General features: G+C 66.4%; 11 protein-coding genes. 5 read left to right on the top strand and 6 right to left on the bottom strand.

The window, feature by feature from the left end:
- Entirely contained in the window at positions 1-510 is a 510-nt protein-coding gene (gene thpR, locus ACEN9G_RS15495) for an RNA 2',3'-cyclic phosphodiesterase (RefSeq protein WP_413336936.1), read from the top strand.
- On the opposite strand, the gene ACEN9G_RS15490 is transcribed toward thpR, so the two are convergent.
- Together ACEN9G_RS15490 and ACEN9G_RS15485 are read right to left on the bottom strand one after the other, a co-directional pair.
- Positions 507-1679, bottom strand: a complete 1173-nt coding sequence (locus ACEN9G_RS15490; RefSeq protein WP_413336937.1) for an MFS transporter — start codon at positions 1677-1679, stop codon at positions 507-509. The two genes, thpR and ACEN9G_RS15490, sit on opposite strands and share 4 nt — an antisense overlap.
- On the bottom strand, positions 1676-2455 hold the full coding sequence (locus ACEN9G_RS15485) for a DeoR/GlpR family DNA-binding transcription regulator (protein WP_413336938.1): 780 nt from the start codon (positions 2453-2455) through the stop codon (positions 1676-1678). The genes ACEN9G_RS15490 and ACEN9G_RS15485 overlap by 4 nt, the downstream gene beginning before the upstream one ends.
- 150 nt (positions 2456-2605) lie before the next feature.
- Between ACEN9G_RS15485 and ACEN9G_RS15480 the strand changes: the two genes are divergently transcribed.
- Complete coding sequence (locus ACEN9G_RS15480) at positions 2606-4174, top strand: response regulator (RefSeq protein WP_413336939.1); 1569 nt, start codon at positions 2606-2608, stop codon at positions 4172-4174.
- On the opposite strand, the gene ACEN9G_RS15475 is transcribed toward ACEN9G_RS15480, so the two are convergent.
- Positions 4175-5497 (bottom strand): glutamine synthetase family protein, encoded by a 1323-nt coding sequence (locus ACEN9G_RS15475; protein WP_413336940.1) that lies wholly within the window; start codon positions 5495-5497, stop codon positions 4175-4177.
- A gap of 233 nt (positions 5498-5730) precedes the next feature.
- On the opposite strand from ACEN9G_RS15475, the gene ACEN9G_RS15470 reads away from it, so the two are divergent.
- Positions 5731-6771, top strand: coding sequence for a sensor histidine kinase (locus ACEN9G_RS15470; protein ID WP_413336941.1), 1041 nt, complete (start codon positions 5731-5733; stop codon positions 6769-6771).
- Entirely contained in the window at positions 6768-7520 is a 753-nt protein-coding gene (locus ACEN9G_RS15465) for a LytR/AlgR family response regulator transcription factor (RefSeq protein WP_413336942.1), read from the top strand. Before ACEN9G_RS15470 ends, ACEN9G_RS15465 begins: the two co-directional genes overlap by 4 nt.
- A 41-nt stretch (positions 7521-7561) precedes the next feature.
- Here ACEN9G_RS15465 and ACEN9G_RS15460 read toward each other — a convergent pair whose 3' ends face one another.
- On the bottom strand, positions 7562-9046 hold the full coding sequence (locus ACEN9G_RS15460; protein WP_413336943.1) for an aldehyde dehydrogenase: 1485 nt from the start codon (positions 9044-9046) through the stop codon (positions 7562-7564).
- Between the two features lie 138 nt (positions 9047-9184).
- Between ACEN9G_RS15460 and ACEN9G_RS15455 the strand changes: the two genes are divergently transcribed.
- On the top strand, positions 9185-10642 hold the full coding sequence (locus ACEN9G_RS15455; protein ID WP_413336944.1) for a high affinity choline transporter 1: 1458 nt from the start codon (positions 9185-9187) through the stop codon (positions 10640-10642).
- A 39-nt stretch (positions 10643-10681) separates the two neighbouring features.
- Here ACEN9G_RS15455 and ACEN9G_RS15450 read toward each other — a convergent pair whose 3' ends face one another.
- Positions 10682-12121, bottom strand: coding sequence for an aspartate aminotransferase family protein (locus ACEN9G_RS15450; RefSeq protein WP_413336945.1), 1440 nt, complete (start codon positions 12119-12121; stop codon positions 10682-10684).
- A gap of 30 nt (positions 12122-12151) precedes the next feature.
- Positions 12152-13522: a glutamine synthetase family protein gene (locus tag ACEN9G_RS15445; protein ID WP_413336946.1), complete on the bottom strand. Its 1371-nt coding sequence runs from the start codon at positions 13520-13522 to the stop codon at positions 12152-12154.
- Between the last annotated feature and the right edge of the window lie 120 nt (positions 13523-13642).

Below are 13642 nucleotides of genomic sequence, written 5' to 3'. Positions count from 1 at the left end.
ATGAGCGCGCAGCCGGACACCGCCCGCCTCTTCCTGGCCCTGTGGCCGATTGAGCCCGTGCGTGACCAGTTGCGCGCGTGGCGCGACGCGTGGACGTGGCCGCGCGGCGCGACGCCTGTCCACACGGATAAACTGCACGTGACCCTGCACTTCCTCGGCAACCAGCCCACCGCGCGGCTGCCCGACTTCCTGGACGGCTTCCGGGTGCCTTTCGAACCGTTCGACCTGCAGTTCGGCCGCGCCGCGCTGCAGCGCAGCGGCATCGCGTGGATCGAGCCGCTCAGCGAACCGCAAGGGTTGCTGGACCTGCATGCGCGGCTGTCCGACGCTTTAATGGCGCTGGGACTGACGCCGGAAGCCCGCGCCTATCGCCCGCACGTGACGATGGCACGGCGCGCGAACGGCGCGGTCATCCCCGCCGCCGGTCCCGCGATCGACTGGGCGATCACGCATTACGCCCTCGTCGCATCGCACGCCGGCACCTACACGGTGCTGCGCGAATACCGCTAACCGTTCCGCTTCACGATCCGCGCATTCGCCGCGATCACGATCCCCGACAACGACAGGATGCCCAGCGCCACGGCGATGTTCGTGTGCGCCGCAATCGCCCCGAGCAGCGGCGGCGCCATCAACAGGCCCGCGTAACCGAGCGTGGCGACCGTCGCGAGGCCGCCGCCGGCCGACATCCCCGGCATGCGCGCGGCCGCCGCGAAGATCAGCGGCACGACGTTCGCCGCGGCGAGGCCGATCAGCGCGAGGCCCAGCGCCGACAGCCAGAACTGCGTGCTGACCACGGCCAGCATCAGGCCCGCGAACATGCCCAGGCCACCGACGATCATCACGCGCAGCGGACCGAAACGCAGCACGAGCCGGTCGCCCGCGAAACGGCAGGCGGCCATCGTCACCGAGAACGCGGAGTAGCCGAGCGCCGCCGTCGCCGCATCGACCTGCGTGCGCTCCTTCAGCAGCAGCGCGCTCCAGTCCACGAGCGCGCCCTCGATGGCGAAGCACAGCAGGGCCAATAAACCGAGGAACAGCGCGGGTCCGCGCGGCAAGGCGAAATGGCTCGCATGCGGCGCCGGCGGGACGACCAGCAAACGCCCGCCGCACGACACCACGGCGGAGAAGATGGCGGCGCTCACCATCATGGCACCGCGGCCGTCGCCGAGGCCCGCGCCGATCATGAGGCCGCCGAGCGCCGCGCCGATCAGGCCCCCGAGGCTGTAGAAGCCGTGGAACGAGGACATCGTCGGGATGCCGCGCGCCGCCTCGACCTCGCTGGCGTTGGCATTCATCGCCACGTCCAGCACGCCGTTGCTGGCGCCGAATGCGTACGCCGCGAGGAACAGCGGCACGAGGCCACTCACGTTCATCAGGATGTCGCTCGTCAGCGCGAACAGCAGGCCGCTGCCGACGACGACGGCGCGCGTGCCCCAGCGTCCCGCCATCCAGCCGGACAGCGGCATCGCGGAGATCGCGCCGCCCGCGATGGTGAGCAGCAGGAAGCCGAGCACGCCCGTGTCGATGCCGGCACGCGCCTGCACGAGCGGCACGTGCGCGGCCCACACGCCGATGCCGGCGCCGTTCAGCAGGAAGATGATCGACACGGACCAGCGCGCGGCGTTCACGCTGGCGGCCGGCGCCCTTTGGAGGGATAGTGTGTCGTCGATGCGGCTCATGCGCGGCTCCTTGCTGCCAGTACGATTTCAGGTGCGCGCTCGCCCTTGCGCAGGCGCGCGACCACGGTGGGTGCCGCATCCGCTTCCAGCACGAGGCGGTCGATGTCCGCCAGCGGCGCGATCGGGAACGGCGCCGGCGCTTCCAGCCGCTCGTTCAGCGCGGCGACGACGCGCCGGCTGCCCGCGGCCAGGATGGCCTGCTTGAGGATGGCTTCCTCGGGGTCGCTCGCGCCCAGGCCACGCTCGGCCTCGACGCTGCACACGCCCACGACCGACACGTCCACGCGCAGGCGCTGGATCTCGGCCAGCGTCTGCGCGCCCATCACGGCGCCCACGTGAGCGGAATACACGCCGCCCAGCAGCACGACGCGGGTAATGCGCAAATGGCCCAGGCCCAGCGCGATCTGCGGACTGTTGGTGATGATGGTCGCGGCCCGGCCGTCTTCCAGCTGGCGCGCGAACGCGAGATTGGTCGTGCCCGCATCGACGAGCACGGTGTCGCCCGGCTGCACGCTGTCGGCCAGCGCGCGCGCGAGCATCTCCTTGCGCGCTTCGTCGGCATCGACGCGCTGGCCGAAGCTGGGCACCGGCTGCGTGCGCCGCATCGCGCCGCCGTGCACGCGGCGCAAGAGGCCCGCCGCGTCCAGGTCGCGCAGGTCCCTGCGGATCGTGTCTTCCGATGTATTGAACCGCTGCGCCAGTTCGGCCGCCAGCACCTTGCCCTGCTGCTCGACCGTGTCGACGATGTGTTGGCGTCGTTCTTCCGCCAGTTGCATATATGTCTCCTTGAATGCACACACTTTACACGTTTACGCACAAACCAGCAATAATCAATACAAACACGCACATTCATGCATACAGGCGACCTGGTGGTTGGTTGGCGGCCTAATCATTGCTACACTCGCTGCATTCATTATCAGAACAATATGCATAAGTCCGCTGCCATCCTGATCGTCGACGACTATCTCCTGATCCGCACCGCCGTGCGCCAGGTGCTGACGGAACTCGGCTTTTCCAACGTGTTCCAGGCCGAGAACGGCAAGACCGCGCAAGACCTCATGCGCAAGCAGACGATCGACATCGTCATCGGCGACTGGGGCATGCCGGTGATGAGCGGCCTGGACCTGCTGCACTGGATGCGCCATGACGCGCGCTATGCGAAGACGCCGTTCATGATGCTGACGGCCGAGGCGAATCCCGCTTCCGTGCGCAGCGCGCTGCGGGCCGGCGTCAACGCGTACATGATCAAGCCGTTCACCGTGCACAGCTTCGCCAGCAAGTTCATGGCGATGATCGGCACGGTGCAAGAGTCCGAGCCTGCGCCGGAACCCGTGCCGCGGCCCGATTCCGCGCCGCCGCCGGTGCTGAAGCCGACGCCCGTCCAGGCCGACGTCATCGGCCTGCAGGCCCCGCTGGCCGAGCGCCTGAAGCGCTGCACGGTGCTGATCGTGGACGACGTGCCGACCAATATCGAGGTGCTGGCCGGCGCGCTCAAGGACGAGTACGCGATCAAGGTGGCGATCAGCGGCCGCAAGGCGCTGGAGATCGCGGCCGCCTTCCCCATCGATATCATCCTGCTCGACATCATGATGCCCGTGATGGATGGCTTCGAGACGTGCCGCCACCTGAAAGCCGATCCGAAGACGGCGCACATCCCGATCATCTTCCTGTCCGCGAAGGACGCCGTCGACGACATCGTGGGCGGCCTGCGCCTGGGCGCGGTCGACTACGTGTCGAAGCCTGCGGACCCGACGATCCTGAAGGCGCGCATCGCGACACATTTGGCGCTGGCCACTGCGATGGGCGACCTGAAGCGCCAGAACGAACTGCTGATCGAGAACGCGCACCTGCGCGAAGACGTGGAGCGAATGACGCGCCACGACCTCAAGAGCCCCATCGCCGTCACCCTGCACGCGAGCCAGGCGCTGCTCGCGGGCGACCTGCTGGATGCGCACCGCGAACATGCGCACATGATCGAGATGGCCGCCAATCACGCGCTCGACATGATCAACCGCACGCTCGACATCCACAAGATGGAAAAGGGCGAGTACCAGCCGGCGCTGCAGCCGTTCGACATGAAAGCGCTGCTGTCGCGCGTCGCGCAGCAGACCGAGCTCGCGTTCACGGATCGTCGCATCGCCATCCGCTTCGCCGCGCCGGGCGACACCGTCTGCCTGGGCGAATCGCTGCTGTGCTATTCGATGTTCTCGAACGCCTTCAAGAACGCGGCCGAGGCGGCGCCGCCGGGCGGCACGATCAAGGTCGACGTGGCGCCGGGGCCCGGCAGCCTGCACGTCGTGATCGACAACGAGGGCGAGGTTCCCTTGACCATGCGCGGCCGCTTCTTCGACAAGTACGCCACGGCCGGCAAGCAGGGCGGCATGGGCCTCGGCACCTATTCGATCCGCCTGATGGCCGAGGTCCAGGGCGGCGACGCCACCATGGAGACGGGCGACGGGCACACGCGCCTGACCATCACCCTGCCCTGCGTATGATCAGACGAGGAGCATCAGGTGCTCCCGCTCCCACGAACTGATCACGCGCGAAAACGTCGCGAACTCCAGCTCCTTCACTTCGCAGAATGCCTGCACGAACAAGGATCCCAGCATGTCGGCCAGCGCCGGGCACCCGCGCAGCTGCACGATCGCATCTTCGAGATTGCGCGGCAGGTCGCCGTGGATGTGCTCCGCGCTCTCGGGCGTTGGCGCCGACGGTTCCAGCCCTTCGACCATGCCGAGGAAGCCGCAGGCCAGCGTGGCCGCCATCGCAAGATACGGATTCACGTCGACACCGGGCACGCGGTTTTCCACGCGGCGGCTGGCCGGGCTCGAGTTCGGGATGCGGATGCCGCACGTGCGGTTGTCGTAGCCCCAGTGCACGTTCATCGGCGCCGACTGGAAGCGCGACAGGCGCCGGTAGGAATTCACGTGCGGCGCGAACAGGAGTGTCGCCGCCGGCACGTAGCGTTCGAGCCCGCCGATGAAGTGGCGGAACAGGGTGCTCTCCGACCCGTCGTCGTTGGAAAAGATGTTGCGGCCGTCCGCGTCGACAATGCTCTGGTGCACGTGCATGGCGCTCCCTGGCTCCGTCTCCATCGGCTTGGCCATGAACGTGGCAAAGATGCCGTGGCGTAGCGCCGTTTCGCGCACGGCCCGCTTGAACAGGAACACGCGGTCGGCCAGCTCCAGCGCGTCCCCGTGCGTAAAATTGATTTCCATCTGCCCGGCGCCGGCCTCGTGAATCAGCGTCTCGACACCGAGCTCGTGCTGCTTGCAGAACGCCGACAGTTCCAGGAAGGACGGATCGAAGTCGTTGACGGCATCGATCGAATACGACTGCCGGCCCTGCTCCGTGAAGCCGCTGCGGCCCGTAGGCGGACTCAACGGCTCGTGCGGATTCGTCGTGCGCGCGACGAGATAAAACTCCATTTCGGGCGCCACGACGGGCCGCCAGCCCCGTTCGGCGTACAGGCCCAGCACGCGGCGCAGCACGGAGCGCGGGGCGAGGTCGACCAGGGTACCGTCGAAGTTCGTGCAATCGTGGATCACGAGCGCGACGCGCTCCGTCGCCCAGGGCACGACGCGGATCGTGGCCGGGTCGGGCACGCAGACCATGTCGGGATCGATGGAGCCGACGTACGGCGTGTTGTTCGGCTGTTCGCCATGGACCGTGTTCAGCAGCACGCTTTTCGGCAACCGCATGTGCTCGCCCGCCAGGAACAGGTCTTTCGGAAGGATCTTGCCGCGGGCAATGCCCGTCATGTCGGCGATGACGCACTCGACTTCGTGGATATTGTGTTCGCGCAGAAAATCGCGCATCGGATTATGCGCTTCGGAATCCATCACACCCTCGCTTGACTCGATGCGAGTCAATATAGCATCGGCGATTTTTAGGCCGCGCGCGGGTCGGGCGGCCCCGCTTTCGCCTCATTTCCTCAATTAGTTGCCGCGATACCGCACTTCGCGTCATCGCCGTTCCGCCAAGCGCCGTCCTGCGTCATACTTTATGAATGGAACAGCTGACGACCACGACACAGCCGAAAACCACCCGCATGTGGCGTAACTACGCCTGCGCCTGGCTCGCGTACATGGTGCTGCTCGCGGTCGTGCTGCGGCTCGCCGACTCCAGCCAGCACGGCTACAACTGGCGCGGCCTGATCCCGATGCTGTGGATCGTGCCCCAGGCCTTCGTGCTCGCCCTGCACTGGCCGCTCAGCGGCTGGATGGAACGCCGCCACGTCCCGTTCGCGACGCGCTGCCTGATCCACGGCGTGGGCGCGCCGACGTACGCCATCCTGTCGTACGCGCTGCCGGGGCTCCTCTACGAGACGACGCAGCCGCTGTCGTTCTACGTGTGGCCCGTGCTGTATTCGATGATGGGCTATGGCGTCATCGCCACCGCGTTCCACATGATCCGCGCCAACGATGCGCGCCGCCGGCAGGAAGTCGCCGTGCAGCAGGCGCACGCGCTGCTCGTCGCGACGGAGCTGAACGCGCTGCGCAGCAAGCTCAATCCGCACTTCCTGTTCAACACGCTGCACTCGATCATCGCCCTCACGCGCAAGGACCCGAACGCCGCCGAGACCGCGCTGTTCCAGTTTTCCGACATGCTGCGCTACGTGCTGGACACGGAAAAGACGGGCAACGACCGTGTGACGCTGGACGACGAACTGCGCTTCGTGCGCGACTACCTGGAACTGGAAAGCCTGCGCCTCGGCGCGCGCCTGCACGTCGACTGGGAGCTCGACGATGCCGCCTCCAGCCACCTGCTGCCCGCGCTGTCGCTGCAGCCGCTCGTCGAGAACAGCATCAAGCACGCGTTCAACCCGCACAGCCGGCCGGGCCGCCTGCTGATCCGCACGCGCCTCGACGCGCACACGGGCAGGCTCGTGCTGTCCGTCGGCGACGACGGCCCCGGCGCCGACATCGGCCGCGTGCGCGCGTCGAACGGCCTGGGCCTGCGCACCGTCGAGCGCCGCCTGCAACTGGAATACGGCACCGAGGAGGGACTCGCCATCGACACGGCGCCGGGCGCCGGCTTCGTCGTCACGATGGCCATTCCCGTGCCCGCCAACGACAAGGAATTCACATGAATGCCCGGACCGTGTTCATCGCGGAAGACGAACCGCTCGCGCGCGACGTCCTGCGCGACTTCATCTATGCCCATGCGGGCCTGCGCCTCGTGGGCGAAGCGGCGGACGGCGCCAGCGCGCTCGCGCAGATCTCCCGCATCCGCCCCGACATCGTCTTCATGGATATCCAGATGCCCGAGATGACGGGCCTGGACGTGCTGCGCCGCCTGACCGTCGTGCCGGACATCGTGTTCACGACTGCATACGACCAGTACGCCGTGACCGCGTTCGAACTGAATGCCGTCGACTACCTGCTGAAACCTTTTACGCGCGCCCGCTTCGACGCGGCCGTCGCGCGCCTGCTGGAGACGCCGGGATCGTCCGTCCCAGCGCCCGACGTCATCGGCGGCGCGCTCACGCTGGCGGTCGATCGTGTGCCGAGCCGCATCGAACGCATCCTCGTGCGCGACCGCGGCCGCATCTTTCCGCTGTCCGTGAACGAGATCGCCTACCTGAAGGCGGATGCGAAATACACGGCGATCGCCGCGCGCGGCCACACCTTCCTCGTGCGCATCGGGATCTCGGAACTGGAAGCCCAGCTGGACCCGGGCCGCTTCATCCGCATCCACCGCTCGGCGCTCGTGAACCTCGACTTCGTGGATTCCATGCGCGCGGACGACCAGTCGCAGCTCGAGATCACGATGCGCGACGGCGCCGTGCTGACGGCGAGCCGGGAAGCGTCGAAGGTGCTCAGGGAGATGGCGATTTAATCAGACGCGCAATAAACCAACGTCGGTCTTGGGTATACGGGTCAGATTTGAATCCACGTCGTCTTCAGTTCCGTGTACTTGTCGAACGCGTGCAGCGACTTGTCCCTGCCGTTCCCCGACTGCTTGTAGCCGCCGAACGGCACCGTGATGTCGTCGTTGTCGTACTGGTTCACGTGCACGGTGCCCGCGCGCAGCCTGCGTGACGTGCGGATCGCGCGGCTCATGTCGGACGTCCACACGGCCGCCGCGAGGCCATACGGTGTCGCGTTGGCCTGGCGCACCGCCTCGTCGAGGTCCGTGAACGACAGTACGGACAGCACGGGCCCGAAGATTTCCTCGCGCGCGATGCGCATCGTGGACTCCACGCCGTCGAACAGCGTCGGTTCGATGTACAAACCGCCGGTCTCCGCGCGTGCCGCGTTGCCGCCCGCGAGCAGGCGCGCGCCGGCCGCCCTGCCGTCCTCGATATAGCCCAGCACCGTCTTCATCTGGATCGAATCGACGATCGCGCCCATCACGGTGGATTCGTCGAGCGGGTCGCCCGGCGCGTACTGCGGGATCAACGCCAGGGCCTTGTCGAGGAACGCTTCCCGGATCGATTCCTCGACGAACAACCGCGACGGCGCGTTGCAGCTTTCTCCCTGGTTGAAATAGATCGCGCCGATGGCGCCCGCGACGGCCGCGTCGAGGTCGGGACAGTCCGCGCACACGATGTTCGCGGACTTGCCGCCCAGCTCCGTCCACGCCCGCTTCAGGTTCGACTGCCCCGCCATCTGCAGGATTTGTTTGCCCACGCGCGTGGAACCGGTAAAACCGATGCAGTCGACATCCATGTGCAGCGCGAGCGCGCGGCCCGCCTCGTCGCCGTAGCCGGGCAGCACGTTGAACACGCCTTCCGGCACGCCCGCTTCCAGCGCCAGCTCGGCCAGCCGCAAGGAGCTCAGGGGCGCCTTTTCCGACGGCTTCAGCACGACGCTGTTGCCGGCCGCGAGTGCCGGGCCGATCTTCCACGCGGCCATCAGCATCGGATAATTCCACGGGATGATGGCGGCGACGACGCCGACCGGTTCGCGCGTGATGAGGGCCAGGCTGTCCTGCGGGCTCGGCGCGACCTGGTCGTAGATCTTGTCGATGGCTTCGCCGTACCAGCGGATGCAGTTCTGCGCGAGCCGCACGTCCACGCTCTTGCTGTAGCGGATGGGCTTGCCCATGTCGAGGGTTTCCAGCAGGGCCAGTTCGTCTTCGTGCGCGAGCATCAGGTCGGCGAAGCGGATCAGGGTGCGCTTGCGCTCCGCCGGGGCTTTACTCGCCCAGCGGCCGTCCTCGAACGCGGCGCGGGCACTGGCGACGGCGGCATCGACGTCGGCCGCGTCGCAGCGGGCCATCTCGCCCAGGATGCGGCCGTCGATGGGAGAAATATTGTCGAAACGGGCGCCCGATGCGGCGTCGATCCGCCGGCCCTCGACGACGGCGCGGCCGTCGATATGCACCCTTTTGGAACGCTCATGCCAGCCTGGCGTGGTCATAATGCCTCCATCGAGATTACAACTTGTTGTCAGGCCGATACTAGCAAACAAAATCGATCCAAATGCCGATTTCTGCCGCTATAATCGCGAATTTTTCCCCGCCGTAATTTCAGTTAATCGCCTGCCGCGGAGCATTTAATGAACACTATTCTGATTACGTCCGTTGTGCTCTACCTGCTCGGCACGCTCGGCCTGGGCGTATGGGCCGGCACGCGGATCAAAAACACGTCCGACTTCGCCGTCGCCGGCCGCAGCCTGCCGCTGATCATGGTCATCACGACGACGTTCGCCACCTGGTTCGGCGCCGAAACCGTGATGGGCATCCCGGCGAAATTCGTGCAGGGCGGCCTGGGCGCGCTGGTGGAAGACCCGTTCGGCGCCGGCACCTGCCTGATTCTCGTCGGCCTGTTCTTCGCCGCCCGCCTCTATAAACTGAACCTGCTGACCATCGGCGACTACTACCGCGCCCGCTACGGCAAGGGCATCGAAGTCTTTTGCTCGGCCGCCATCATCCTGTCCTACCTCGGCTGGGTCGCGGCGCAGATCACCGCGCTGGGCCTCGTGTTCTCCGTGCTGACGAACGGCGCGATGTCGGAGACGGCCGGCATGATCGTCGGCACGCTCGCCGTGCTGATCTACGTCGTCATCGGCGGCTTCCTGGCCGTCGCGATCACCGACTTCATCCAGATGATCGTGCTCGTGGTCGGCCTGTCCATCATCGCCGTGTTCTCGGCGAAGCTGGCCGGCGGCACCGGTGCCGTCATCGACATGGCCAACAACGCGAACCTGTGGCACTTCCTGCCGGAGCCGAAGTTCACCGACATCGCCTTCTTCGTCGGCTCGGCCGTGACGATGATGCTGGGCTCGATTCCGCAGCAGGACGTGTACCAGCGCGTGATGTCCGCCAAGAACGCCCCGACCGCGCGCGCCGGCGCCGTGATCGGCGGCGCCAGCTACATCATCTTCGCGTTCGTGCCGATGTTCGTCGTCGCGTGCGCCGTGATCGTGATGGGCAATGATGCGCTGGAACTGGCCAAGAGCGATTACCAGCGCGTGCTGCCCACGTTCGTGATGACGAAGATGCCGCTGATCATGCAGATCCTGTTCTTCGGCGCCCTGCTGTCCGCCATCAAGAGCACGTCGTCCGCCACGCTGCTCGCCCCGTCGACGAGCTTCACGGAAAACATCCTGAAAAACCTGCGCCCGGGCATGAGCGACCGCCAGCAACTGCTCGCGATGCGCGTCACCATCGTCGTGTTCGCCTCGCTCGTGCTGGCCTACGCCATCGCGATGAAGGGCACGTCGATCTACGACCTCGTGTCGTCCGCGTACCAGGTAACGCTCGTCGGCGCCTTCGTGCCGCTCGTCACCGGCCTGTACTGGAAGCGCGCGACGACGCAGGGCGCGATCCTGTCGCTGGTCGCCGGCATCGCCACGTGGATCGTGTTCTTCCCGCAGATCTCGCCGCTGGGCGAAGTCTTCCCGGGCCAGCTGGCGGGCCTGCTGGCGGCGTTCGCGGGCATGTTCGTCGGCTCGCTGGCGCCGCAGGTGCTCAAGAACCGGCACGAGCCGCACAAGACGGCGGTCAGCGTGTAATCGCATAGGGTGGGCACGGGGTGCCCACGCCGCACGCGGTTAGTCCATCCATCCCCGTCCGGTCACATCCTTCAGCGTCAGGTCGAGGCAATCCCGTATCCGCGCCACCATCTCGTCGATCTGCGCACAGGTCATCACAAGCGGTGGCGCGACGATCATCCGGTCCCCGACGGCGCGCATGATGACGCCGTTGTCGAACATGTGCTGCCGGCACACCATCCCCACCGCCAGGTCGCGTGCGAACGGTTCGCAGTCGTGCACCGTCGCGCCCTTGCGCCGCACGAGGTTCAGGCCGGCGGTCATGCCGATGCTCTCCGCGTGTCCGACGAGTGGATGCTCGGCCAGCCGCGCGAACGCGGCTTTCAAATGCGGCCCCGTCTCGCGCGCGACCTTGTCGACCAGTTTCTCGTCCTCGATGATGCGCAGGTTTTCCAGCGCCGCCACGCACGCGACGGGGTGGCCGGAATAGGTGAAACCGTGGTTGAAGTCGCCGCCGCGCTCGATCAGCGCGCGCGCCACCCGCTCTCCGACCAGCACCCCGCCCAGCGGCACATAGCCGGACGTGACGCCCTTCGCGAACGGGATCAGGTCCGGCCGCGTGCCCATGCGCTCGCTGCCGAACCACGTGCCCAGCCGGCCGAAGCCGCAGATGACCTCGTCCGAGATGAGCAGGATGCCGTACTTGTCGCAGATGCGCTGGATCTGCGGCCAGTAGGTCTGCGGCGGGATGATGACGCCGCCCGCGCCCTGCACCGGTTCGCCGATGAACGCGGCGACCTTGTCCGGCCCTGATTCGAGAATCTTCTGTTCGAGCCAGTCCGCGGCCAGCAGCCCGAATTCCGCTTCGGACAGGCCGCGGCCGTGCTCGCCGAAATGCGGTTGCTCGATGTGGTGGATGTGCGGGATCGGCAGCGCGCCCTGGGCATGCATCGCCGCCATGCCGCCCAGCGACGCGCCGGCAATCGTGCTGCCGTGATAGGCGTTGCGCCGGCTGATGACGATCTGCCGGTCCGGCTGGCCCATCAGCTGCCAGTAGCGCCATACCATGCGCAGCGCGGTATCGTTCGCCTCGGAACCGGAACTCGTGAAGAACACGTGCTCGAAGCCGGGCGGTGCCAGGCTCGCCAGCTTCTCCGCCAGCCTCACGGCCGGCACGTTCGTCGTGTTGAAGAAGCTGTTGTAGAACGGTAAAACATCCATCTGCCGTGAGACGGCTTGCGTGATGGACGTGCGGCCATAGCCCACGTTCACGCACCACAGGCCGGACATGCCGTCGATGGTCTTGTTGCCGTCCGAATCCCACAGGTAGATGCCCTCGCCGCGCACCATCACGCGCGCGCCCTTCGCGCTCAGGGCACCGTGGTCGGTGAATGGATGCAGGAAGTGGGCGCTGTCGAGCTGTTGCAATGTGCGGGTGTCATGGTCCTCACGGACCGGCGCGCGCAGGCCTGCCTCGAATGCCATGGTGTCGAAAGTCATGATGATCTCCTTGTCGTCGTCGTCGCATGGTCATACGTGCAGTAACAGGTGCTCCCGTTCCCACGGGCTAATGACCGTCATAAATTCCTGGTGCTCCAGTTCCTTGACCGCGGAATAGACGTCGACGAAGCGCTCGCCGAGGATGTCGCGCAGGCGGTCTTCGCCGCGCAGCAGGGTCAGCGCTTCGGACAGGCCTTGCGGCAGCTCGACCTTCATCTTGTAGGCGCTGCCTTCGACCTTCGGTGTCGGTTCCAGCTGTTCCTGGATGCCGAGGTAGCCGCAGGCGAGCGTAACGGCGAGCGCGAGGTAGGGATTGGCGTCGGCGCCGATCACGCGGTTTTCCACGCGCCGGTCCTGCGAGCCGGACACGGGCACGCGGAAGCCCACGGTGCGGTTGTCCACGCCCCATTGCAGGTTGATCGGGGCGGCCGTGTGGCGCACGATGCGGCGGTAGGAATTGACGTACGGCGCGACGATCGCCATCGCGGAGGGCATGTATTTCTGCAGGCCGCCGATGTAGTGGCGGAACAGGTCGGACGGCGATCCATCCACATTGCTGAAGATGTTGCGGCCGGATTCCGCGTCGACGACGCTCTGGTGCACGTGCATCGCCGAGCCGGGCTCGCCAGCCATCGGCTTGGCCATGAAGGTGGCGTACATGTCGTGTTTCAGCGCCGCTTCGCGCAGGGTGCGCTTGAAGTAGAAGACCTTGTCGGCGAGGCCCAGCGGTTCGCCGTGCTGGAAATTGATTTCCATCTGACCGGCGCCGATCTCGTGGATCAGGGTGTCGACATCGAGGCCCATCATGTCGCAGTAATCGTAGATGTCCTCGAACAGCGGGTCGAATTCGTTGACGGCGTCGATGCTGTAGACCTGGCGGCTCGTCTCGGAGCGCCCGCTGCGGCCGATCGGGGCGGCCAGCGGCAGGTCGGGGTCGATGTTTTTCGCCGTCAGGTAAAACTCCAGTTCGGGCGCGACGAGCGGCTTCCACCCCTTTTTCTCGTACAGCTTCAGCACGCGGCGCAGCACGCTGCGTGGCGCGAAATCGACCAGCTTGCCGTCGGAGAAATAGCAGTCGTGGATCACCTGCGCCGTCGGATCGACGGCCCACGGCACCATCGTGATCGTGCCCGGGTCGGCCTTCAGGATCATGTCGCGGTCGGTGGTGGAGATCGCGCGGTCGAACGCGTCGTCGTCGGACGGCGAATTGCCCGTCACGGTCATGCCCAGCACGATTTCCGGCAGGCGCATGCCGCGGTCCTCGGTGAATTTCACGCGCGGGAGGATTTTTCCACGCGCGACGCCCGTCAGGTCGGGCACCAGGCATTCGATTTCGGTGACTCGTTTGCCGTTGAGCCACTCGTCCATGTCGTTGTACGAAAAATTGTCGCGGATAGCCATGATGTTTCCTCTGTCCGTTAATGGATTGCCCGCGAGCGCAAACGCGCCGCCCGCGGGCTGCGTGGGATCGAGCAGAGATCAGGGAAGCTATGGGACAGGCGTGACCGCCCATGTCGCGTC

The sequence above is a fragment of the Massilia sp. Masssp94 genome (genome assembly GCF_059491305.1).
Note: the sequence above shows the minus strand (reverse complement) of the source record. Positions and strands in the feature narration are given on the sequence as shown.